The organism is Nonomuraea glycinis, assembly GCF_014646515.1.
Classification (GTDB): Bacteria; Actinomycetota; Actinomycetes; order Streptosporangiales; family Streptosporangiaceae; genus Nonomuraea; species Nonomuraea glycinis.
The window spans coordinates 110313-130846 of the sequence record NZ_BMNK01000019.1; the positions used below are offsets into that span (position 1 = coordinate 110313).

Here is a 20534-nt window from a genome sequence, read left to right on the forward strand (position 1 = left end):
GTTCATCTCGCGGTCAGCCCTCGGCGCCAGGCCAGGGCGTGCCGTTCCAGGGCGCGTACGAACAGGTCGGTGGCCAGCCCGAGCAGGGCGTACACGACCAGGACGACGAACACCACGTCGGTGCGCAGGAACTCCTTGGCGTCCGTCACCAGGAAGCCGATGCCGGAGGTGGTCGCCGTCTGCTCGGCGACGACCAGGCTGAGCCAGCCGATGCCGAGCGCCTGGCGCAGCCCGACGAGGATCTGCGGCAGGGCGCCGGGCAGGATGACCTGGCGGATCAGCCCGAACCCCTGCACCCCGCAGGATCTGGCCGACTCCACGAACCGCTCGTCGACGCTCCGGATGCCGTGGAAGACGTTGAGGTAGAGCGGGAAGATCGGGCCGATGGTGATCAGGGCGATCTTGGCCGTCTCGTCGATGCCGAACCAGATGATGAACACCGGCACCAGAGCCAGGTGCGGGAGCATCCGCAGGGCCTGGATGGGCGCGTCGACGAGGTCCTCGAAGAGCTTGACCAGCCCGGCCGCGAGGCCGAGCACCAGTCCGGCGGTCAGCCCGATCGCCAGCCCTTTCGCCACGCGGGCGAGTGAGGCGGCGAGGTGGTGCTGGAGCTCGCCGGTGCTGATCAGCTCGACGCCCGCGGTCCACACCCGGGTCGGGGGCGGGGTGCTCACCCCTAACCACCCCTGGGAGGCGCCGATCTGCCAGAAGACCAGGATGGCCGCGAGTCCCACCAGCCTGCGCCCGCGAGCGGTGACGGCGCCGGCGAACCGCGTCACCGGTGGTGGCAGGGCCTTCGGCGCGGGCGCGCTCGGGCCGGCGAGCTGGTCCGGGGCTGGGGCGTTCAGGACGGGGGACGTCATCGGGGGAGGCTCCTTGAGACGTGCGCGCACGCCGGAGGGACACACGGCGGCGATCGGGTGGGACGTCGGAGGGAATGCCGGCTCGAAGGGCATGCGCCAGGCGGCGTCGGAAGAGATCGTGAGCGGGCGATGGGAAGGGTGCGGCAGGACGGGGTGACGCCGTCACCGAAAGCGGCAGAGCCTACATCGGGTGACGAGATGGCAGGTCTCGTGCATGCCCTTCACTCTAATCCCTATATAACCTACTGTCCAAGTGGGTAATAAAGGAATTTACGGCGAGGTGCGGAAACGGCGCGGCCGGACCCGACGAGACGTCGGATCCGGCCGTGTGACGAGGCGGCGTGGGCTCAGCCGGAGGCGCGGGCCGGCCTGGGGATGCGCCGCAGCAGCAGGTCCAGGGCCAGCACAGCCACCATGGTGACGCCGGCCAGCGGGAAGAGCACGCCGAGCACCGCCATGATGGCGATCACGCCGTACGCCGTCCGCCTGTTGGTGACGCGGGCGGGGGCGCCGACGCGGCCCCGGGGACGGCGCTTCCACCACATCCACACGCCCGTGACGATCAGGGTGATCAGCGCCAGGCAGGCGCCGAGCATCAGGATGAGGTTGGCGACGCCGTAGCGGCGGCCCTCGTGCACCGCGATGCCCTGCTCGACGGCCTTGGCCATGAGGCCGTACTCGGCCCAGCCGTAGGAGACCAGCACCCGGCCGCTGTACTGGTCGACGTGCAGCGTCTGCGCGGCCGACGGGTCGCGGCGCGGGTCGGTCACGATCGTGTAGACGCCCTTCGCGCCGTCGGGGAGCAGGATCTTGACGTCGCACTCGGCGGCCGGGCAGTCCCGGATGGCGGGCCGGGAGGCGGCCAGCGCGCGTTCGACAGGGAGCGCGCCGGGCTGCAGGACGCCACCCGTGCTCTTGTGGGCGGCGTGCGGGTCGTCCTGCGAGTCGGGCACGGGCAGCTGCTCGGCGGCCCACGGCACCTTGGCGTCAGGGTGGTGGGACAGGTCTCCCGACAGGGCGGGCACGGTGGAGGCGCTGGGGTAGTCGCCCGCGCTCGGGGTGGTGGAGCCGGTGGTCTCCTGCAGGCTCTGCAGCCCCGCACCCCACACGCCCGACCAGGGAAGCCCGGACAGGACGAGGAAGACGACGACCGCGCCCGCCCCGACGCCGGTCATCGTGTGCAGCCGGAGCAGCCGTCCGCGAGCCGAGGTGGCGCGGCGCTTGCGAGGGCTGCTCCACCACAGGTACGTGCCGGTCGCGACGAGGATGAGCGCCCAGCACGCGGCGATCTCCACCACCCGGTCGCCGGCGACGCCGGCCATCAGCTCGCCGTGGATCGTGCGTACGACGCGCATGAAGGTGGCCGAGTCGTCGATCTGGCCCGTCACCGTGGCGGTGGCCGGGTTCACGTACACCGACAGCCCTTCCGCGAACGGCCCGGTGTCGGCGCCCTGGAGGATGACGCGGGTGGTGCGGTCTGCGGCGTTGGGCGGGATGACGGACATCACGGCCGCGCCCGGACGGACCCGCTGGGCCGCGGCGATCTGCTCCGAGAGCGGGCGGGCGGTGGTGGCGGGGGAGGAGAGGGCGCGTACGTCCTGGTAGCGCCACTCCTCGAACGGCTCCTTGAACAGGTAGATGGCCCCCGTCACAGCGAGGACCAGCAGGACGGGGGCGACGAACAGGCCGGCGTAGAAGTGCCAGCGCCAGACGGCACGGTAGCGCTGGGAGGAGGAGGCGGCGACCGGCTGGGTGGCTTCCGGTCGTACGTGGACAGAGGTCATGGGAGTTCTCCGAAAGGCGCGCGAGGAGGGGCAGGGCAGGCAGGGCCGGCCGCGCGCGCTGGCGCGGCGGCGGTGACGGGCGGATGCCTCCTGCTACCTCGGCGGTCCTCTGCGGGAGAGCGCCGAGGACAGCGCCTGGGCGGTGCGAAGAGCGGGCGCCGGCGCCGCGACGGGCGGCGCGGGACGGGGCGTGGCGAGCGGGGTGAACCCTCGGGGCAGGGGGCGCCACAGATCGCGCAGCGCGCAGCCGAGCAGCCGCAGGAGCGTGAGCAGCGCCGCGTCGCCGCGCTCCAGCCACCAGGCGGACAGCATCGCGACGAGGACGTGCGCCACCAGCATCCCCAGCCCGGGGAAGAGCCCGGCGGGCTGGTGATGGTCGGCGCCGGGCACGGGAGTGCGCACGGCGGTGGCGCCCGCGCTGAACAGATGGTGCATGCCGTACTGCGCGGCGAAGGCCGCGGCCAGCAGCGTCCCCATGGACGGGCGGCGGGCGGCCAGGACGAACGCCCCCGCCCCGGTGATCGCGGTGGCGGCGGCCACGACGCCCAGCCGGGCGCCCCCGCCACCGGCCAGCATGTGCGTGCCGAGCGCGGTGTACACGCAGACGACGGCGAACGCGGCGGCACGCAGGGCGCGCGGAACCGGCCGGCCGCCGTGCACACGATCACCGCTCACAGACGGAGGTACGTCGCGGGGGCGGCGATGGTTCACCCGTCTTTTCTATCCTTCGGGTGGCGCGCTGTTCCAGACCGGAAGGGTGAGCACGGTGTGCATGCGGCGCAGTTCGTCGCGGTGCAGCGCGCTCAGCCGGGCCAGCACCTCTTCGCCCCTCGGGGTCAGCAGCACGCGCACCGCCCGGCCGTCGTCCGGATGCGCCTCCCGCCGTACCAGGTCCTGCGCCTGGGCGCGGTTGACCAGCTCGACGACGCTGTGGTGGCGGAGCTGGAGCCGCTCGGCGAGCTCGCGCACGCTCGCCCACTCGCGGCCGGGAAACCCTTTCAGCGCCAGTAGCAGTTGATACTGCTGCGGGGTGAGGCCGTCCTCGCGCACCGTCTCCTCGCTGAACCGCAGATAACGGCGGATGCCGAACCGGAACCTGGCCAGCGCCTCGAAGTCCTGCTTGGTCAGCTGCGCGCCCTCTGGGTTCGTCACAGCCTGAGCCTATCGTGATGCGACATGTCGTGCTTGATCCAACAGGTCATGTTCATCTCATATCTATCGTGTTACGATACAACTGCTCGGGTGGCACAGATGGGACGACGGCCTCCGGCAGACGGGCACCCAGGAGGTGTGTCGTGCTCAGCGATCGCGAACGCGAGGCATTGCGCGAGATTCAATGCCGCTTGCTGGCCGAGGATCCGGCCTTCGCCCGGGTCTTCAGTACCGACGCCCGGCGTCTGGAACAAACGCCGTCCCATCTGCCCCGGTCCACCTACACCACCCTGCTCGTGATGAGCCTGATGCTCAGCGTGATCGCGCTCATGGCGGGGGCGCCGCTCGGCGGACTGGTGTTCGCCATGGCGGCCGGCGTGATGTGGGGACTCCGGCTGCGCGCCGGCCGGGCCGGAGATCGGAGGATGACATGAACGCCCTTGTCGCTGTGCTCATCGGGATCCTGGCGGCTACCGCGCTCTGGGCCTGTCTGAGCGTGCGCATCGTCAGGCAGTTCGAGCGGGGAGTGGTCTTCCGGTTCGGCCGGGTCCGCCCGAAGACCATCGGTCCCGGGCTCGCCGTGATCCTGCCGATCGCCGACCGGCTGCACAAGGTCAGCATGCAGATCGTCACCCTGCCCATCCCCGCCCAGGACGGCATCACCCGCGACAACGTGACGGTCCGGGTGGACGCCGTGATCTACTTCCGCGTCGTCGACCCGGTCCGCGTGATCGTCGACGTCCAGGACTACGGATCCGCCATCTGCCAGGTCGCGCTGGCCTCGCTGCGGTCGATCATCGGCAAGAGCGAGCTCGACGACCTGCTGTCCAACCGGGAGCGGCTCAACCAGGGCCTGGAGCTGATGATCGACAGCCCGGCCGTGGACTGGGGCGTGCACATCGACCGCGTCGAGATCAAGGATGTGGTGCTGCCGGAGACGATGAAGCGCTCCATGTCACGACAGGCGGAGGCGGAGCGGGAGCGGCGCTCCCGCGTGATCACCGCCGAAGGGGAGCTGCAGGCTTCGGAGAAGCTGGCCCAGGCCGCCGAGTGCATGGCCGCGCACCCGGCCGCGCTCCAGCTCCGGCTGCTCCAGACGGTCGTCGAGGTCGCCGCCGAGAAGAACTCCACTCTCGTGCTGCCCTTCCCCGTCGAGCTGCTCCGCTTCCTGGAACGGGCCACCACCGCCGAGCCCGAGCAGCGCCTCGAGCCCGAGCAGCGCGTCGGCCAAGAGCAGCGCGTCGGCCAAGAGCAGGGTGTCCTGAGGTGAGCGGGGGCACGCCGGCCCGTCAGAGCGGCGACTCCCTGACCGCCGAACACGCCCAGTTGCTCGCCCAGGTCTCCGCCCGGGCCAGGGACCTGCTCGCGGTGGCCGCCCAGAGCCGCTGGCCCGAGCGCGAGCTGCGGGCGCTGACCGCCTACCTGCGCGCGGAGGTCATCCGGCAGATCAGGGACGAGGAGCGGCTGCTGCTCCCCATCTACGGCGCGGCGCCCGTCCTCGCCTGGGTGGCTCGCGACCACGCCCGGCTGCGCGCCGCCGTCGACGCGATGGCCGGCACGGCCGGCGGCGAGCGCCGCTGCTCGCTGACCCGGCTGGTCACGATGACCCGCGACCTGCTCACCCAGCTCAGCGACCACTTCGCCACCGAGGAACGCCTCCTGGCCGGGCTCGGCACCCCGGCGGCGGCGACCGCCGCCCTGGGGGCCCACCCCCATCGCTGGTACGCCCTCACCGAGGGACCGGTGGTGGACCTGGACGCGCTGCCGCCCGCCACGGCGACCGAGGCCGTCACCGACCGGTTGCGCCGGCTGCGCCGCGACGAGGAGATCGAGCTGCGCTCCGGCCACGACCTGAACGCACTGTGCTGGTGGCTGTCCGCGTCCGGACGCGGCGACTACGGCTTCGCCTACCTCCGCGAGGGGCCGGACGAGTGGCACGTACGGGTAACACGCCGCCGCTAATTCAGGCGGGCCACGTGCGTGTGACGCGCTGCCGTTAGCGCAGGCGGGCCACGTGCGTGTGACGCGCTGCCGTTAGCGCAGGTGGGCCCCGTGCGGGTGGCGTGCCGCCGTCAGCGTAGGTGGACCGCGTCCTGGTTCAGCCCGGCCACCCCGCCGACGCCCAGCAGTTGCAGCGTGCGCACCAACTCGGCGTGGATGAGCTGCAGCGCCCGGTCCACGCCCGGCTCACCGCCCGCCATGAGTCCGTACAGGTAAGCCCTGCCGACGAAGCAGGCGCGGGCGCCCAGCGCGACCGCGGCCGCCACGTCGGCGCCGCTGCGCACGCCGCCGTCCAGGAAGACCTCGGTACGGTCACCCACCGCCGCCACCACCTCCGGCAGCAGCTCCAGCGGCGTGGGGGAGCGGTCGAGCTGACGCCCGCCGTGGTTGGACACCACCACCCCGTCCACCCCCAAAGTCGCCAGCTCCTTGGCGTCGTCCACCCGCTGCACACCCTTGACCAGGAGCGGACCCTCCCACTCCGACCGGATCCACGACAGATCCCGCATCGTCACCGTCGGATCGAACAGCAGGTTCGTGATCCCCGCCAGGTCGTCGGGCGCCCCCTCGACGGTGGCGAAACGCAGCGGCTCGCTGGTCAGGAAGTCGAACCACCAGGCCGGCCGGCCCACCGCCCGCAGGACCCCGCCCCAGCGCAGGGAGGGCGGCATCGTCATGCCGTGCCGTACGTCACGCAGCCGCGCCCCCGCCACCGGCACGTCCACGGTCACCACCAGCACGTCCATGCCCGCCGCCCGAGCCAGGCGCAGCGACTCCCGGGTGCGGCCCCGATCGCGCACCACGTAGAGCTGGAACCAGTTCCAGCCGCCGGGCGCCGCCGCCGCGACGTCCGCTGCCGTCGTCGTGCCCATCGTGGACAGGGTGTAGGGCACCGAGGCCCTGGCCGCCGCCCGAGCCACCGCCCGCTCGCCCTCCCGGTGCATCATCCGGGTGAAGCCCGTCGGCGCCAGCACCACCGGCATCCCGATTTGCCGGCCCAGAATCTCCACCGCAGTGGGCGCCTGCGCGACGTCACGCAGCACCCGCGGCCGGAACTCCACCCGGCCGAACGCCTCCACCGACCTGGCCAGCGACACCTCGCCCTCGGCGGCCCCGTCCACATAGTCGAACACCACGCGCGGCGCCCGCCGCGCCGCCAGCCGCCGCAGATCGGCCACGTCGGCCGCGCGCGCCAGCCGCCGCTCCCGCGACGGGAACAGCCGCGGCCGCCCGGGCATGAACGCCCGCAACTCCCGCCAGCGAGGCAGCCGCCGAGGATCACCCGATGTCACGTCGATGCCCGCCACGCTAGCAAGCCGGGGGCCGCGCGTCTCCCCGTGGCCGCGGCCCTATCGTGGACCCATGCTGACGAGCGGATGGGTTGTGGGCCCATGCTGACGAGCCGATGGGTTGTGGGCCCGTGCCTGAGGGGCTGGCGGGCTGAGGGTCCGTGCCTGAGGGGCTGGCGGGCCGAGGCCGGGGAGTCGTCGGCGGCCGAGGCCGTCGGCGCCGAGCTGGTGGCCCGCTGGTCGGAGCCGCATCGCCGTTACCACACGCGCACCCACCTCGCCGCCGTGCTCGCCGCCGTCGACCGGCTCGCCGACCAGGCCGACGACCCGCACGCCGTACGGCTGGCGGCCTGGTTCCACGACGCCGTCTACGACGGCAGGCCCGGCTGGGACGAGGAGCGCAGCGCCCAGCTCGCGCAGTCCAGGCTGCCGCGCTGCGGCGTGCCGCCCGCACGGATCGCCGAGGTGGCCCGGCTGGTACGGCTGACCGCCGCGCACGACACGCTCACCGGCACCGACCGCGACGGCGCCGTCCTGTGCGACGCCGACCTGGCCGTGCTCGGCGGCGACGGCTACGACGAGTACGCGGCCGCCATCCGCCAGGAGTACGCCCACGTACCGGACGACCTCTTCCGGCAGGGCCGCGCCCAGGTGCTGCGCCGGCTGCTGGCCGTACCGGAGCTCTTCAGGACCCCGCGGGCGCGGGAGCTGTGGGAAGAGCGGGCACGCACCCACATGAACGCCGAGCTCACGACGCTGGAGCAGGCACGCTAGCTCGTCGCGCCGTGGACTTTGCGGCGGCGCAGGCCCGCGTCGATCAGGCGGCGTAGCAGCTCGCGGGAGCTGACCGCATGCGCGCCCAGTGACACGGCCCGTGCGTGCACGCTCTCCGGCACGTCGTAGTGATCCCGGTCGAACGCCCGCGCCGGCACGCCCAGTCGGACGGCGAAGTCGTGCAGCTCGGCGTGGGACAGGTCACTGACCAGATGCGACCACATGAGGCCCCGCGGGCCGGGCCAGTGGGGAGGGTCGATGAGCACGGTCACGACGCCAAGAATAGGGCGCTCGCGAACAGGGTTCACGAGTGGGCGGTCACCGCGACCCCCGCCGCGTACGGTCAGCTCGCCGAGGCCGCGCGGCTTTGCGGCGCGGCCGTGCGGTCGCGTAGGTGGCTCGGCTACCAGGCGACGGGTAGCTTGTCCACGCCGTAGACGATGGCCAGTTTGCGCCAGGGGACCTCGCCGGCGACGTGCAGGCCGGGGAAGCGGCGCAGCAGTCCCCGGTAGGCGATGCGCATCTCCATCTGGGCCAGCGGCGCGCCGAGGCAGCGGTGGATGCCGTGCCCGAACGACAGGTGCGAGCCCACCGTCGCGCGGCCCGGCCTGACCTGGTCCATGTCCTCGCCCAGGTTCGGGTCGCGGTTGGCGGCGGCCAGCGAGCAGAGCACCAGCTCGCCCTTCTTGATCAGCTGCCCGTGCAGCTCCAGGTCGTCGCGGGCGAAGCGGGGGAAGGCCACCTGCACGACGGTCATGTAGCGCAGCAGTTCCTCGACCACGTCGTTGACGTAGCCGTCGACCTCGCGCACCTTGGCGGCCTGCTCGGGGTTCTCCAGCAGCCACAGGGTGCCGAGCGCGAGCATGCTGGTGCTGGTGTCATGGCCACCGGTCAGCAGGCCGTCGGCCATGCTGGCCAGCGTCCGGTCGTCGAGCTCGTCGCCGTGGTCGCGCAGCAACTGGCCGAGCAGCCCCTCGCCCGGGTTGCGCCGCTCGCGGGCCACCAGCTCCGTCAGGTACGCCATCGCGTCGTTGACCGCCTGCAGCGACGCCTCCGGACCGGCGGTGAAGTCGAAGCGGTTCGTGCTGATCTTCACGAAGTCGGCGCGGTCCTCGTACGGAACACCGAGCAGTTCGGAGACGACCAGCGACGGGAGCGGCAGCGCGAACTCCTCCATCAGGTCGACGGGGGAGCCCTTGGCCTCCATCCGGTCCAGGTGCTCCTCGACCATGGCTTCGATGCGCGGCTCGAGCCGGCGCAGGCGGCGCACCGTGAACTCGGGCGTCAGGAACCTGCGCAGCCGCGTGTGCTCGGGCGGGTCGCGGAAGCCGAGGCCGCCGGGGTCCTCCTGGCTGGAGCCCAGGCCGATCACGCCGGCGAAGTCGTTGCTGAAACGCTCATGGTCGCCGAGCACGTTGCGCACGTCGTCCCACCGCGTGACCAGGTACACCGTCTGCCCGCCAGGAATGGCCATGGGGAAGACGGGCTGCTCGGCGCGGATGCGCGCGAGCTCGGCGTCGGGATCGAACCCGTCACGCATGAACTGGACGAGGGGGAACTCTGAGTCAGTCATCGAATCCGTCCTATTTGGGATGCATCGCACCATGTTGGGATAAATCCCTCCATAGATGGTCCCATTTATAGGCAGGGTGCGCCCCCTCCGGAAGGACGAGATTTCATCTCAACCTGGCGTGAGCACGCTGGTCATCTCGCCGGGCGGCGGCAGCGTCCGGTCGCGGGCCCGCAGCGGCGGCTCGGGCGGCGGCGCCTCCATGGTCATGGACGGCGGCGCGGGTTTGGGCCTGCGCGGCTCGCGCACCCCGCCGTCACCGCCGAAGGGATCGTCGAACGGGGGATCATCATCCGCACCGGGCTCGTGCGGCTCGCCCGGCCCGAAACCGGGCCGCGGGCCGAGCGCGCCACCGGTGAGCGCGCGGCGCCTGCGGGATCGCTTGCTCACAAATCCTCCTAGGGCCGATTCGCCCCTCCATTGTGAGCCTCGGGCCCGGCGTGCGCGACGGTCCTCAAGAAGCGATTTTGGTACGGTCCCGCGCACTGATCATGCAGGTGGGACGTATGGGGAAAGACGGGCAAAGTGGGGCAGCAGGCGGTGTTTGGCATACAAGATGGCGACATTCTGCGATGATCTCGTCGTTTAAAGCCCAAGCCTGAGCCTCACGGATAGTGACTGATGCCCACATTCGAGGAAATCACTGCCTTCATCACAGACAAGCCACTCGCGACCGCTGTCATCACCCTCCTGAGCCTGGTCGGCCTCGTGCTGGCCTACCTGGTGCTCAGAGTCGCCTGGCGCGCCCTGACCTGGCTGGTCGCCCGCTACGTCGCCCCCCGCCCCATCGAGGACGTACTCACCGTCGTCGCCGCGTCCATCGCGACCGGCGTCTCCGCCCAGGGCATGTGGCGCTTCTCCGGCGACGTGCTGGGCCTGGACGGCCCCCTCCGGCTGCTGCTGTTCGCCTTCATCGAAGTGGCCATCATCACCTCCGCCGTACGGGCCCGCCGCAACATGCGCGAGAACTACTCCGCCGGCATCGACGGCATCGCCGTATGGGCTCTGACCTGCCTCACGGCGGTGCTGTCCAGCATGGACGCGCACAGCCTGCCCGAGGCGATCTTCAGGCTCGCCGCGCCGCTGGTGGCCGCCTGGCTGTGGGAGCGCGGCATGGCCATCGAGCGGCACCGCATCCGCGGCACCGGCCGGATCAACTGGCGTCTCACCCCCGAGCGGCTGCTGGTCAGGCTCGGCATCGCCGAGGTCAGCGACCGTACGGCGAGTGAGGTCGACGCGCACCGCAGGCTCACCCGCGTCGCGCTGGCCGCCAAGCAGGCCAAGGTGCTGCGCGAGGGCGGCGCCCCCGAGCGGAAGGTCCGCGCCGCGCTGGCCAAGCTGGACAAGGCCATGGACCAGGCCGTCGAGCACACCGGCCTGGCCGTCGACGCCACCCGCCAGGAGGCGCTGCTCGCCCAGATCGCCGCCCTCTACAACACCTCCGCCCTCATCGACGCCGACCCGCGCGTGCCGTGGGAGCCGCACGCCGACCACCACCCGGTGCCCGCCAGGCCCGCGCTGCCGCCGGCGCTGGCCCAGCTCGTGGACGAGGAGGACGAGGACGTCGAGATCCTCGACCCCAACCCGCAGGTCGTCGACACCGCCCAGCGAGCGGTGCTGATGCGGGCGTCCAGGGAGTTCTGGGACCGGCAGATCGCCAAGGGCATCGTGCCCCGCACGGTCGACATCGCCCAGGAGATCGGCATCTCGCTGACCACGGCGCGCGAGTATCGTTCGCTGTGGAAGCTGGAGCCTCAGGCGCACGCCCTCATCGAGGCGCTCTACCACCAGCACGGCATCGTCGACACCGGCACCTTCCCGGTCATCGCCGCCGACGGGCGGGTGCTGACCAAGTCATAGGTCCCAGGAGCGGGGGAGTGGGTGCGCGGACGCACGCTGGAGCGGGTCAGGAAACTGCTGGCCAAGGCCGAGCGTACGGACAACGAGCACGAGCGGGCCGCCTTCATGGCGGCGGCGTCCGCGCTCATGGCCAAGTACGGCATCGACTCCCTCGACCCGGAGCGGCCCCGCCAGGCGCCTGGCGACCGGATCGTCACCGTCCCCGGCCCCTGGGCCGGGGAGAAGGCCCGGCTGGTCAGCCTGGTCGCCCAGGCGCTGCGCTGCCGCCCGCTGCTCATCGGGCGCGGCGACGGCGGGCACCGGGTGCACGTGTTCGGCTTCGCCGCCGATCTGGAGCGCGCGGAGCTGCTCGCCACGTCCCTGCTGCTGCAGATGGCCTCCGGCCTGGCCCGCGTACGGCCGCCGGGTGAGGTGACGGCCGTGCGGGCCTACCGGCGGTCGTGGCTGCTCGGCTTCACCGACGAGGTCTACCGGCTGCTGCGCGAGGCCGAGCGGCGCGCCGAGGCCGAGGCGCCGGTGGCGGGCACCGCCCTCGTCCTCGCGGACCGGCACGCCGAGGTCGAGCGCGCGGTGGCGGCGGCCTACCCGCGCATCCGGCTCAGCGTGCCCCGCACCAGCGGCAGCGGCTACGGCGACGGCGTGGCGGCGGGCCGCCGAGCCGACCTCGGCCGCACCCGCGTCCACCACGACGCCCCCCGCGAACTCACCTGAAGGTCTTCAGCCCAGGGTCGAGGAGACCAGGGTCCGGGCCTCCTGCTGGACCTTCGCCAGGTGGTCCGGGCCCTGGAACGACTCGGCGTAGATCTTGTAGACGTCCTCGGTGCCGGACGGCCGCGCGGCGAACCAGGCGCTCGCGGTCGAGACCTTGACCCCGCCCAGGGCCGCCCCGTTGCCGGGCGCCGAGGTCTGCACGGAGGTGATCGGCTCACCGGCCAGGCTGGAGGCGGTCACCTGGTCGGCCGACAGCTTCGCCAGCACCGCCTTCTCCTCCCGCGTCGCCGGGGCGTCCACCCTGGCGTAGGCGGGCTCGCCGTGGCGCGAGGTCAGCGACCGGTAGTGCTCGCTGGGCGAGCGGCCGGTGACGGCCTGGATCTCCGAGGCCAGCAGCGCCAGGATGATCCCGTCCTTGTCCGTCGTCCACACCGAGCCGTCCCGGCGCAGGAACGACGCCCCCGCGCTCTCCTCGCCGCCGAAGCCGAGCGAGCCGTCCAGCAGACCGGGCACGAACCATTTGAAGCCCACCGGCACCTCGTACAGGCTCCGCCCCAGCGAGGCGGCGACCCGGTCGATGATGCCGCTGCTGACCATCGTCTTGCCCACCCCGGCCGCCCCCGGCCAGCCGTCGCGGTGCTCGTACAGGTAGGAGATGGCGACGGCCAGGTAGTGGTTGGGGTTCAGCAGGCCGCCGTCGGGGGTGACGACGCCGTGCCGGTCCGAGTCGGCATCGTTCCCCGTGGAAATATCGTATTTATCGCGATTGGCGATGAGGGAGGCCATGGCGTGCGGCGACGAGCAGTCCATCCGGATCTTGCCGTCCCAGTCGAGCGTCATGAACCGCCACGTCGGATCGACCAGCGGGTTGACCACGGTCAGGTCGAGCCGGTGCCGCTCGGCGATCTCCCCCCAGTAGGCGACGCTCGCGCCGCCCAGCGGGTCGGCGCCGATCCGCACCCCGGCGGCCCGGATCGCGTCCAGGTCCACGACGTTCGGCAGGTCGTCCACGTACGCGCCGATGAAGTCGTGACGGCCCGCCGCCGCCACGGCCTTGGCGTAGGAGACCCGGCGCACCCCCTTCAGGCCCTGCGCGAGCAGCTCGTTGGCGCGGTCCTGGATCCACGAGGTGATCTCGGTGTCGGCGGGTCCGCCGTTCGGCGGGTTGTACTTGAAGCCACCGTCGGCCGGCGGGTTGTGCGACGGCGTGATCACCACGCCGTCGGCCAGGCCGGACGCGCGGCCCCGGTTGTGGGTGAGGATCGCGTGCGACACCGCGGGCGTCGGCGTGTAGCCGTCGCGGGCGTCGATCAGCACCCGCACCCCGTTGGCCGCCAGCACCTCCAGCGCCGACACCCGCGCGGGCTCCGACAGCGCGTGCGTGTCGACGCCCAGGTAGAGCGGCCCGTCGGTGCCCTGCGCCTGCCGGTAGTCGCAGATGGCCTGGCTGGTGGCCAGGATGTGGTCCTCGTTGAACGCCGCGTTCAGCGAGGAGCCGCGATGCCCCGACGTGCCGAACGCCACCCGCTGGGCCACCTCGCCGGGGTCCGGGTGGAGCGCGTAGTAGGCGGTCACCAGCCTGGAGACGTCGACCAGGTCGGCGGGCTGAGCGGGTTGTCCCGCGCGTTCGTCGGTCATGGGGCCACTGTACAAATCTCCGCCAGGACGGCCGGGTCGACACCCGCTCGCGTACATGATCGGAGTTACACTCGCCTGAGCCAACCGAATGGAGTTCTGGAGCCATGCGATTCGGACTGCTGCTCAACGAGCCCACCGGCCAGGATCCGCTCGCCGAGCTGGGCGACGCGATCGCCCAGGCCGCCGAGGACGGCTTCGACTCGGCGTGGTCGTCCCACATCTTCGGCGTCGACGCGCTCACCGCGCTGGCCGTCGCCGGCCGCGGGCACGCCATCGAGCTCGGCACCGCGGTGGTGCCCGTCTACCCGCGCCACCCGGCCGCGCTCGCCCAGCAGGCGATGACCGCCAACGCCGCCCTGGGCGGGCGGCTGACGCTCGGCATCGGGCTCTCGCACCAGGTCGTGATCGAGAACATGTACGGCTACAGCTACGACAAGCCCGCCCGGCACATGACGGAGTATCTGAACGTCCTGCTGCCCGCCTCCCGCGGCGAGCAGGTGGACTACACCGGCGAGACCGTGAAGGCCAATATCCGGCTCGGCACGCCGGGCGCCGGTTTCCCGGTGCTCATCGCCGCGCTCGGCCCGCGCATGCTCAAGCTGGCGGGCACCGTGGCCGACGGCACCGTGCTCTGGATGACCGGCCCCAAGACCGTCGCCGACCACATCGCGCCCACGATCAACGCGGCCGCCGCCGAGGCCGGCCGCGAGCCCCCGCGCATCGTCTGCGAGCTGCCCGTCAGCGTCACCGACGACCCCGACGCCGCCAGGGCCCGCGCCAACGAGATCTTCGAGGTGTACGGCCAGCTCCCCTCCTACCGCGCCATGCTGGACCGCGAGGGCGCGGCCGGTCCCGGGGACGTGGCGATCGTCGGCGACGAGTCCTCCGTCCGTGCCCAGATCGACCAGCTCGCCGAGGCCGGCGTCACCGACTTCGTGGCCGCCGTGCTGGGCGACCGCCGGCGCACTCTCGACGTGCTGATCGGCGCGTCGAAGGGCTGACCAGGTGGCGTCGCCATAAACTCCGGCACGATGAAGGGCTTGCTGCACGGCATAGACGTGTCCAACTGGCAGGGCTCCGTCGACTGGGGCGGGCACGCCCGGTCCGGAGTGGCGTTCGCCTTCGCCAAGGCCACCGAGGGAGGCGACTTCACCGACCGGTGGTTCGCCCGCAACTGGGACGGCATGCGGGAGAGCTGGATCGTCTGCGGCGCCTACCACTTCGCCCGCCCCAAGGGCGACCCCGGCGAGCAGGCACGCCACTTCCTGCACACCGTCAGGGCGGCGGGCGGGCTGCGCCGCGGCGACCTGATCGCGCTCGACCTGGAGACCGCCGACGGGCAGCGGCCCGAGGAGGTCGCCCGCTACGCCCGCCGCTGGTGCCACGTCGTCGAACGGCGCTCGGGCGTGCGCCCGTTCATCTACACCTTCCACTCCTTCGCGGCCGCGGGTCACTGCGCCGGGCTGGAGCGCTATCCGCTCTGGATCGCCAGCCCGCACAGCCATCGCGGCAGGCCCGAGGTGCCCCGGCCCTGGCAGGACTGGACGATCCACCAGCACGCCAACAGCCCCGTCGACCGTAACGTGTTCCACGGCAGCCGCCGGGACCTGACCAGGCTGGGGTTCGACCCGCGATAGCATCGGATCACCATCTCGTGCCATCCAAGGGAGCCATCGTGTCAGCCGAGCTACGCATCACCCTCGCCGGAGCCGAGCGTGTGGTCGAGGCCGGCACGACGGCCGGCGAGGCGCTGGAGGCCGACGGCCGCGCCGTCATCGCCGCCCAGGTCAACGGCGAGGCCCGCGACCTGGCCTGGCAGCTGGAGCAGGGCGACGTGGTCGAGCCCATCGAGATCTCCAGCGAGCAGGGCAGGGCGATCGTCCGCCACTCCACCGCGCACGTCATGGCGCAGGCGGTGCAGGAGCTGTTCCCCGAGGCCAAGCTGGGCATCGGCCCGCCGGTCGACAACGGGTTCTACTACGACTTCGACGTCGCCCAGGCCTTCCACCCCGACGACATCAAGCGCATCGAGAAGCGCATGCGCGAGATCGTCAAGCAGGGCCAGCTGTTCTCCCGCCGGGCCGTGACCGACGACGAGGCCCGCCAGGAGCTTGCCGCCGAGCCGTACAAACTGGAGCTCATCGGGCTCAAGGGCGGCGCCGCGGACGAGGAGTCGGTGGAGGTCGGCGCGGGGCAGCTGACCATCTACGACAACCTCGACGCCAAGACCGGCGACCTGCGCTGGAAGGACCTGTGCCGCGGCCCGCACGTGCCGTCGACCCGGTCCATCCCCGCCTTCAAGCTGATGCGCTCCGGCGGCGCCTACTGGCGCGGCAGCGAGAAGAACCCGCAGCTCCAGCGCATCTACGGCACCGCCTGGGAGTCCCGCGACAAGCAGGACGACTACCTCAAGCTGCTGGAGGAGGCCGAGAAGCGCGACCACCGCAAGCTCGGCGCGGAGCTGGACCTGTTCAGCTTCCCGCCGGAGCTGGGCAGCGGGCTGCCGATCTTCCATCCCAAGGGCGGGATCATCCGCAAGGAGATGGAAGATTACATGCGCAGGCGGCAGGGCGAGGCGGGCTACGAGTTCGTCAACACCCCGCACATCACCAAGTCGACGCTGTTCGAGACCTCCGGTCACCTGCCGTGGTATGCCGAGGACATGTTCCCGCCCTTCGAGCTGGAGGGCATCGAATACCGCGTCAAGCCGATGAACTGCCCGATGCACAACCTGATCTTCCGGGCGCGCGGGCGCTCCTACCGTGAGCTGCCGCTGCGGCTGTGCGAGTTCGGCTCGGTCTACCGCTACGAGAAGTCGGGCGTGGTGCACGGCCTGACCCGGGTGCGCGGCATGACGCAGGACGACTCGCACATCTACTGCACCCGCGAGCAGATGGTCGGCGAGATCAAGAGCCTGCTCACCTTCGTGCTCAGCGTGCTGCGCGACTTCGGCCTGGCGGAGTTCTACCTGGAGCTGTCCACCCGCGACGACTCCGACAAGTTCATCGGCGACCCGGCCGACTGGGACGAGGCCACCGCCGCGCTGCGCCAGACGGCCGAGGAGTCCGGGCTGGAGCTGGTCGACGATCCGGGCGGCGCCGCCTTCTACGGCCCCAAGATCTCGGTCCAGGCCAAGGACGCGATCGGCCGCACCTGGCAGCTGTCCACCATCCAGCTCGACCTCAACCAGCCCAAGCGGTTCGAGCTCGAATACCAGGCCGCCGACGGCAGCCGCCAGACGCCCGTCATGATCCACCGGGCGCTGTTCGGCTCGATCGAGCGCTTCCTCGGTGTGCTCACCGAGCACTACGCCGGCGCGTTCCCGCCCTGGCTGTCCCCGGTCCAGGCGGTCGGCATCCCGATCGCCGACGCCCACGCCCCCTACCTCCAGGACATCGCCAAGCGGCTGCGCGAGCGCGGCATCCGGGTCGAGGTGGACGTGGCCGACGACCGGATGCAGAAGAAGATCCGCAACGCGCAGAAGGCCAAGGTGCCGTTCATGCTGCTCGCGGGCGACGACGACATCGCCAACGGCGCGGTGTCCTTCCGCTACCGCAACGGCGAGCAGAAGAACGGCGTCCCGGTGGACGAGGCGATCGCCGAGATCATCGACGCCGTTGAGCGCCGCGTCCAGGTCTGACCGCGGCGAGGCCCCTCGCGGGTCCGGCCCGCCGCGCCCGGCTGCCTCCTCGAAGCGACGGGGGCGGCCGGGACCGCTCGGTCAGCCATCATCGCTCGGTCAGCCATCATCGCTCGGTCAGTTGGGGTCGCTCGGTCAGTTGGGGTCGCTCGGTCAGCGGGGATAGAGGCGGAAGGTCACGGCGGGGTCGCCGTTGAAGTGCTTCGCCGCCTGACGGACGGTGTCTTCGACGAAGGTACGGGCGTAGGTCTCGGGGTCCTCGTCGGTGAGGGCCTCGATGTAGGCGCGGTGCTCGATGAGGGAACGGACGCCTGCCTCCAGGCCGTCGGTGACGTCCACGGCGTGGGTCGGGGAGTCGGTGCCCGCGACGGCGACCCAGCGGACGCCGTCCCACGGCTCAGCGTCGGTGTCGCGAAATATCCACCTGTTTCCGGCGTCACCGGCGGCGTCCAAGGTGGCCCTGCCGACTGCTCTGTGATCCGGGGTGTTCCACACCGTGCCGTCCCAGGTGTCGTCGAAGTTGAGCGTGATCACCAGCTCGGGGCGGTGCCTGCGGATGGCGGCCGTGAGATCCCGGCGCAGCGCCGTACCGTATTCGATCACGCCATCGGCGTGGTCGAGGAACTCGACGCTCGTCACGCCGACCACGGCGGCACTGGCACGCTGCTCCCGCTCGCGCACCGGACCGGCCTGGGCCGGTTCGAGCGTGTCGATACCGGCCTCGCCGCGCGTGGCGAGCAGGTAGGTGACCTCCCGCCCCTCACCGGTCCAGGTCGCCACGGCCGCCGCGCAGCCGTACTCGAGATCGTCGGGGTGCGCCACCACGGCCAGGGCGCGCCGCCAGTCGCCGGGCATGGGTGCGAGTTGCTCAGCCATGCCCGTCACCGTAAGCCGGTCAAGCCCGAATCCGTCGGACCCGGGGCTTACGATGGCCGGCGTGAATGGCGAATCGGGGGCTGGTGTGGGGACGCGGCCACAGGGGGCGGCCCAAGCGGGCGAGGGTGTCGAGGCGGTTCGGGCGGGCGATCAGGCGGCGTTCGCCGAGCTGGCCGAGCGCTATCGGCATGAGGTGCAGGTGCACTGCTACCGGATGCTCGGGTCCTACGTCGAGGCCGAGGACATGGTGCAGGAGGCGCTGCTGAAGGCGTGGCGCGGGCGGGAGACGTTCGAGGGGCGTTCGACGTTCAGGGCTTGGCTCTACCGGATCGCCACGAACGTGTGCCTCGATGCCCTGTCCGGCCCGGCTCGCTCGCGTGAGGTCGTGGTGACCATGGAGGGCGGCGAGCGATCGGCACTGGCGGAGGTGCCGTGGCTGCAGCCCTACCCTGATCGGTTGCTGGACCTGGCGGGGCCGGGCGACGGGGAGCCGGACGCGCTCGTGGTCTCCAGGGAGACGGTCGAGCTCGCCTACCTGGCCGCCATCCAGCACCTGCCGCCGCGTCAGCGGGCGGTGCTCATCCTGCGTGACGTGGCGGGCTGGCCGGCCGAGGAGACCGCGGGAGCGCTGGAGATGAGCGTGGCGGCGGTCAAGAGCGCCCTGCAGCGGGCCAGGGCGACCCTCCGCCTGCACCTGCCCGAGCGGCGCTCCCAGTGGGGCCCGGCGAGCAGGCCGAGCGAGGAGGAGCGGGCGGTGCTGCGGCGCTACATGCGGGCCTCGGAGGAGGGCGACCTGGTGAGCCTGGCCGCGCTGCTCCGCGAGGACGCCCGTCAGGCGATGCCGCCCGCGGCTCTGCTGTACGCCGGGCGCGAGGCGATCCTGGACATGTGGCGTCCGGTCGTGGAGGGGGCGCAGGCGTGGGGCGAGTGGCGGTCCATCCTCACCTTCGCCAACCGGCGGCCCGCGGTCGCCAACTATGTCCGGCGCGGTGGCGAGACCGCGTTCACGGCCGTCAATCTCGATGTGGTGCGCATCGAGGACGGACTGATCGCGGAGATCACCACGTTCGCCCCGGAGGTGCTCCCCGCCTTCGGCCTCCCGGACACCCTCTGACCAGCGAAAAAAGGAAATTTCCTGAATTATCCCTCCGGGCCGATTCCTTTCGCCGCGCCCTCCGGTCATATGGGCGACACCGGTTGAAACGACGAACCAAAGGGATCACCGACATGACCGAGCACACCACCACCGGTAGCACCGCCGCCGACACGGCTCGGCCGGACGCTCAGCTCAAGGCCCTGGACCGGCTGGTGGGCACCTGGCGGGTGACCGGCGGCGCCGAGGGCACCGCCACCTACCGCTGGCTCGACGGCGGCTTCTTCCTCATCCAGGAGGTCGAGCTCGAGCAGTACGGCCGGCGGATCAGCGGCGTGGAGATGATCGGCCGGGAGCGGCCCTTCGGCGCGGAGCAGCCCGGCGAGGACATCAAGTCCCGCTTCTACGACAACCAGGGCAACACCTTCGACTACGTGTACGAACTCGACGGCGACACGCTCACCATCTGGGGCGGCGAGAAGGGCTCACCCGCCTACTACCGAGGCACGTTCAGCCCCGACGGCGACACCGCCACCGGCGCCTGGATCTACCCGGGCGGTGGCGGCTACGACTCGAACATGACCCGTCTGAAGTAACACCGGAGCGGGCCGGTAAGCCCGTGCACGGGGGTGGCGCGGGTCAGAACGGGTCGTCCTCCTCGGGGGCCGGACTGGGTCGGGCCTCGCCGGGGAGGCGGACGTCGTCGACCGTCACGTTCACCTCGATGACCCGCATGCCCAGCATCCGGCTGACGCTGCCGGCGACGTTGGCCTTGACCTCGCCGGCGACCTCCATCACGACGTGGCCGTACTCGACCACGACGGTCAGGTCGATGCCCACCTGGCGGTCCTGGATCTGGGCGCTCACCCCTTGGGTGCCGCGCCGGGCTCCGATGCCGATGCGGTCGCGTACCGACTCCAGGGCGCGGGCGAAGTCGCCGCCGAGGTCGGCGACGCCCGGCACCTCCAGGGCGGCCAGGGCGGCGACCTTCTCCACCACCTCGTCGGCCACCGTGATGCGTCCCTTGACGGCGGTGGCGGGGGAGGACGGCGCGAGTTCGCCGTACGGTCGGGAGGACGGCGAGGGTTCGCCGTCCGGGGCGGTGGAGCCGTTGGGCGCGGTGGTGAGCGCGCTGTCGGAGGGGAGGTCGTCGTCGGCGGTGGGCTCGGTCGGGGCGGTGTGCTCGGCTAGGGCGTCGCTCATGGCAGCCTCCTTCTGGCGTGTCTGGATTGTGCCGGATGTTCACCCCGTTTGTCCGCTGACCCGTGGCTCTATGCTGCTAG

The 20534-nt window shown here is 71.7% G+C and carries 22 protein-coding genes; 11 read left to right on the forward strand and 11 right to left on the reverse strand.

Going from position 1 to position 20534, the window contains the following annotated elements:
* Window positions 1–2 precede the first annotated feature (2 nt).
* The 4 genes from IEY87_RS38010 to IEY87_RS38025 all read right to left on the reverse strand — a co-directional run bounded on the left by IEY87_RS38010 (window position 3) and on the right by IEY87_RS38025 (window position 3799).
* The gene (locus IEY87_RS38010; protein WP_189143694.1) at window positions 3–863 is read right to left on the reverse strand and encodes an ABC transporter permease subunit; all 861 of its coding nucleotides are present in this window, start codon (window positions 861–863) and stop codon (window positions 3–5) included.
* 347 nt (window positions 864–1210) lie between these two features.
* Complete coding sequence (locus IEY87_RS38015) at window positions 1211–2647, reverse strand: PepSY-associated TM helix domain-containing protein (RefSeq protein ID WP_189143695.1); 1437 nt, start codon at window positions 2645–2647, stop codon at window positions 1211–1213.
* A gap of 93 nt (window positions 2648–2740) precedes the next feature.
* On the reverse strand, window positions 2741–3322 hold the full coding sequence (locus IEY87_RS38020; protein ID WP_189143696.1) for a hypothetical protein: 582 nt from the start codon (window positions 3320–3322) through the stop codon (window positions 2741–2743).
* Window positions 3323–3367: 45 nt separating this feature from the next.
* Window positions 3368–3799, reverse strand: a complete 432-nt coding sequence (locus IEY87_RS38025; RefSeq protein WP_189143697.1) for a MarR family winged helix-turn-helix transcriptional regulator — start codon at window positions 3797–3799, stop codon at window positions 3368–3370.
* 143 nt (window positions 3800–3942) lie between these two features.
* On the opposite strand from IEY87_RS38025, the gene IEY87_RS38030 reads away from it, so the two are divergent.
* From IEY87_RS38030 to IEY87_RS38040, 3 genes are read left to right on the forward strand one after another with little or no spacing between them, the layout of a single operon-like run.
* Window positions 3943–4233, forward strand: a complete 291-nt coding sequence (locus IEY87_RS38030) for a DUF3040 domain-containing protein (RefSeq protein ID WP_189143698.1) — start codon at window positions 3943–3945, stop codon at window positions 4231–4233.
* The gene (locus IEY87_RS38035; protein ID WP_189143699.1) at window positions 4230–5069 is read left to right on the forward strand and encodes a slipin family protein; all 840 of its coding nucleotides are present in this window, start codon (window positions 4230–4232) and stop codon (window positions 5067–5069) included. Before IEY87_RS38030 ends, IEY87_RS38035 begins: the two co-directional genes overlap by 4 nt.
* Complete coding sequence (locus IEY87_RS38040; protein WP_189143700.1) at window positions 5066–5761, forward strand: hemerythrin domain-containing protein; 696 nt, start codon at window positions 5066–5068, stop codon at window positions 5759–5761. Before IEY87_RS38035 ends, IEY87_RS38040 begins: the two co-directional genes overlap by 4 nt.
* Window positions 5762–5871: 110 nt before the next feature.
* Here the strand turns inward: IEY87_RS38040 and IEY87_RS38045 are convergent, their stop codons facing one another.
* Window positions 5872–7107 carry an alpha-hydroxy acid oxidase gene (locus tag IEY87_RS38045; protein WP_225278002.1) on the reverse strand — a complete coding sequence of 412 codons (1236 nt, stop codon included), beginning with the start codon at window positions 7105–7107 and terminating at the stop codon, window positions 5872–5874.
* 84 nt (window positions 7108–7191) lie between these two features.
* Here IEY87_RS38045 and IEY87_RS38050 point away from each other — a divergent pair, with 84 nt between their 5' ends.
* Window positions 7192–7863 carry an HD domain-containing protein gene (locus IEY87_RS38050; RefSeq protein WP_225278003.1) on the forward strand — a complete coding sequence of 224 codons (672 nt, stop codon included), beginning with the start codon at window positions 7192–7194 and terminating at the stop codon, window positions 7861–7863.
* Here IEY87_RS38050 and IEY87_RS38055 read toward each other — a convergent pair.
* The 3 genes from IEY87_RS38055 to IEY87_RS38065 all read right to left on the reverse strand — a co-directional run bounded on the left by IEY87_RS38055 (window position 7860) and on the right by IEY87_RS38065 (window position 9823).
* Complete coding sequence (locus IEY87_RS38055; protein WP_189143701.1) at window positions 7860–8135, reverse strand: DUF4031 domain-containing protein; 276 nt, start codon at window positions 8133–8135, stop codon at window positions 7860–7862. The genes IEY87_RS38050 and IEY87_RS38055 overlap by 4 nt on opposite strands.
* 131 nt (window positions 8136–8266) lie before the next feature.
* Window positions 8267–9436 carry a cytochrome P450 gene (locus IEY87_RS38060; RefSeq protein WP_189143702.1) on the reverse strand — a complete coding sequence of 390 codons (1170 nt, stop codon included), beginning with the start codon at window positions 9434–9436 and terminating at the stop codon, window positions 8267–8269.
* A gap of 108 nt (window positions 9437–9544) precedes the next feature.
* Window positions 9545–9823, reverse strand: coding sequence for a hypothetical protein (locus tag IEY87_RS38065; RefSeq protein WP_189143703.1), 279 nt, complete (start codon window positions 9821–9823; stop codon window positions 9545–9547).
* Window positions 9824–10054: 231 nt separating this feature from the next.
* Between IEY87_RS38065 and IEY87_RS38070 the strand changes: the two genes are divergently transcribed.
* Complete coding sequence (locus tag IEY87_RS38070) at window positions 10055–11293, forward strand: hypothetical protein (RefSeq protein ID WP_189143704.1); 1239 nt, start codon at window positions 10055–10057, stop codon at window positions 11291–11293.
* A 21-nt stretch (window positions 11294–11314) separates the two neighbouring features.
* The gene (locus IEY87_RS38075; protein WP_189143705.1) at window positions 11315–12004 is read left to right on the forward strand and encodes a DUF2786 domain-containing protein; all 690 of its coding nucleotides are present in this window, start codon (window positions 11315–11317) and stop codon (window positions 12002–12004) included.
* 6 nt (window positions 12005–12010) lie between these two features.
* Here the strand turns inward: IEY87_RS38075 and pgm are convergent, their stop codons facing one another.
* Window positions 12011–13642, reverse strand: coding sequence for a phosphoglucomutase (alpha-D-glucose-1,6-bisphosphate-dependent) (gene pgm / locus IEY87_RS38080; RefSeq protein WP_189143706.1), 1632 nt, complete (start codon window positions 13640–13642; stop codon window positions 12011–12013).
* A 104-nt stretch (window positions 13643–13746) separates the two neighbouring features.
* On the opposite strand from pgm, the gene IEY87_RS38085 reads away from it, so the two are divergent.
* The 3 genes from IEY87_RS38085 to thrS are packed head-to-tail and all read left to right on the forward strand — an operon-like array spanning window position 13747 to window position 17282.
* Window positions 13747–14643 carry a TIGR03564 family F420-dependent LLM class oxidoreductase gene (locus IEY87_RS38085; RefSeq protein WP_189143707.1) on the forward strand — a complete coding sequence of 299 codons (897 nt, stop codon included), beginning with the start codon at window positions 13747–13749 and terminating at the stop codon, window positions 14641–14643.
* Window positions 14644–14673: 30 nt separating this feature from the next.
* The gene (locus IEY87_RS38090; protein ID WP_189143708.1) at window positions 14674–15279 is read left to right on the forward strand and encodes a glycoside hydrolase family 25 protein; all 606 of its coding nucleotides are present in this window, start codon (window positions 14674–14676) and stop codon (window positions 15277–15279) included.
* Between the two features lie 35 nt (window positions 15280–15314).
* On the forward strand, window positions 15315–17282 hold the full coding sequence (thrS, locus tag IEY87_RS38095; RefSeq protein WP_372462282.1) for a threonine--tRNA ligase: 1968 nt from the start codon (window positions 15315–15317) through the stop codon (window positions 17280–17282).
* 153 nt (window positions 17283–17435) lie between these two features.
* Here thrS and IEY87_RS38100 read toward each other — a convergent pair whose 3' ends face one another.
* Entirely contained in the window at window positions 17436–18158 is a 723-nt protein-coding gene (locus tag IEY87_RS38100) for a PIG-L deacetylase family protein (RefSeq protein WP_189143710.1), read from the reverse strand.
* Between the two features lie 61 nt (window positions 18159–18219).
* Between IEY87_RS38100 and IEY87_RS38105 the strand changes: the two genes are divergently transcribed.
* Together IEY87_RS38105 and IEY87_RS38110 are read left to right on the forward strand one after the other, a co-directional pair.
* Window positions 18220–19272, forward strand: a complete 1053-nt coding sequence (locus IEY87_RS38105) for an RNA polymerase subunit sigma-70 (RefSeq protein WP_225278004.1) — start codon at window positions 18220–18222, stop codon at window positions 19270–19272.
* Between the two features lie 113 nt (window positions 19273–19385).
* On the forward strand, window positions 19386–19847 hold the full coding sequence (locus IEY87_RS38110; protein WP_189143712.1) for a hypothetical protein: 462 nt from the start codon (window positions 19386–19388) through the stop codon (window positions 19845–19847).
* A gap of 43 nt (window positions 19848–19890) precedes the next feature.
* Here IEY87_RS38110 and IEY87_RS38115 read toward each other — a convergent pair whose 3' ends face one another.
* Window positions 19891–20454: an Asp23/Gls24 family envelope stress response protein gene (locus IEY87_RS38115; protein WP_189143713.1), complete on the reverse strand. Its 564-nt coding sequence runs from the start codon at window positions 20452–20454 to the stop codon at window positions 19891–19893.
* Window positions 20455–20534: the final 80 nt, after the last annotated feature.

What these genes read in the sequence shown, in the direction of transcription:
- IEY87_RS38010 (WP_189143694.1), bottom strand. Translation starts at nt 863, where the DNA reads ATGACGTCCCCCGTCCTGAACGCCCCAGCCCCGGACCAGCTCGCCGGC.
- IEY87_RS38015 (WP_189143695.1), bottom strand. Translation starts at nt 2,647, where the DNA reads ATGACCTCTGTCCACGTACGACCGGAAGCCACCCAGCCGGTCGCCGCC.
- IEY87_RS38035 (WP_189143699.1), top strand. Translation starts at nt 4,230, where the DNA reads ATGAACGCCCTTGTCGCTGTGCTCATCGGGATCCTGGCGGCTACCGCG.
- IEY87_RS38050 (WP_225278003.1), top strand. Translation starts at nt 7,192, where the DNA reads ATGCTGACGAGCCGATGGGTTGTGGGCCCGTGCCTGAGGGGCTGGCGG.
- IEY87_RS38060 (WP_189143702.1), bottom strand. Translation starts at nt 9,436, where the DNA reads ATGACTGACTCAGAGTTCCCCCTCGTCCAGTTCATGCGTGACGGGTTC.
- IEY87_RS38070 (WP_189143704.1), top strand. Translation starts at nt 10,055, where the DNA reads ATGCCCACATTCGAGGAAATCACTGCCTTCATCACAGACAAGCCACTC.
- pgm (WP_189143706.1), bottom strand. Translation starts at nt 13,642, where the DNA reads ATGACCGACGAACGCGCGGGACAACCCGCTCAGCCCGCCGACCTGGTC.
- IEY87_RS38085 (WP_189143707.1), top strand. Translation starts at nt 13,747, where the DNA reads ATGCGATTCGGACTGCTGCTCAACGAGCCCACCGGCCAGGATCCGCTC.
- IEY87_RS38090 (WP_189143708.1), top strand. Translation starts at nt 14,674, where the DNA reads ATGAAGGGCTTGCTGCACGGCATAGACGTGTCCAACTGGCAGGGCTCC.
- IEY87_RS38100 (WP_189143710.1), bottom strand. Translation starts at nt 18,158, where the DNA reads ATGGCTGAGCAACTCGCACCCATGCCCGGCGACTGGCGGCGCGCCCTG.
- IEY87_RS38110 (WP_189143712.1), top strand. Translation starts at nt 19,386, where the DNA reads ATGACCGAGCACACCACCACCGGTAGCACCGCCGCCGACACGGCTCGG.
- IEY87_RS38115 (WP_189143713.1), bottom strand. Translation starts at nt 20,454, where the DNA reads ATGAGCGACGCCCTAGCCGAGCACACCGCCCCGACCGAGCCCACCGCC.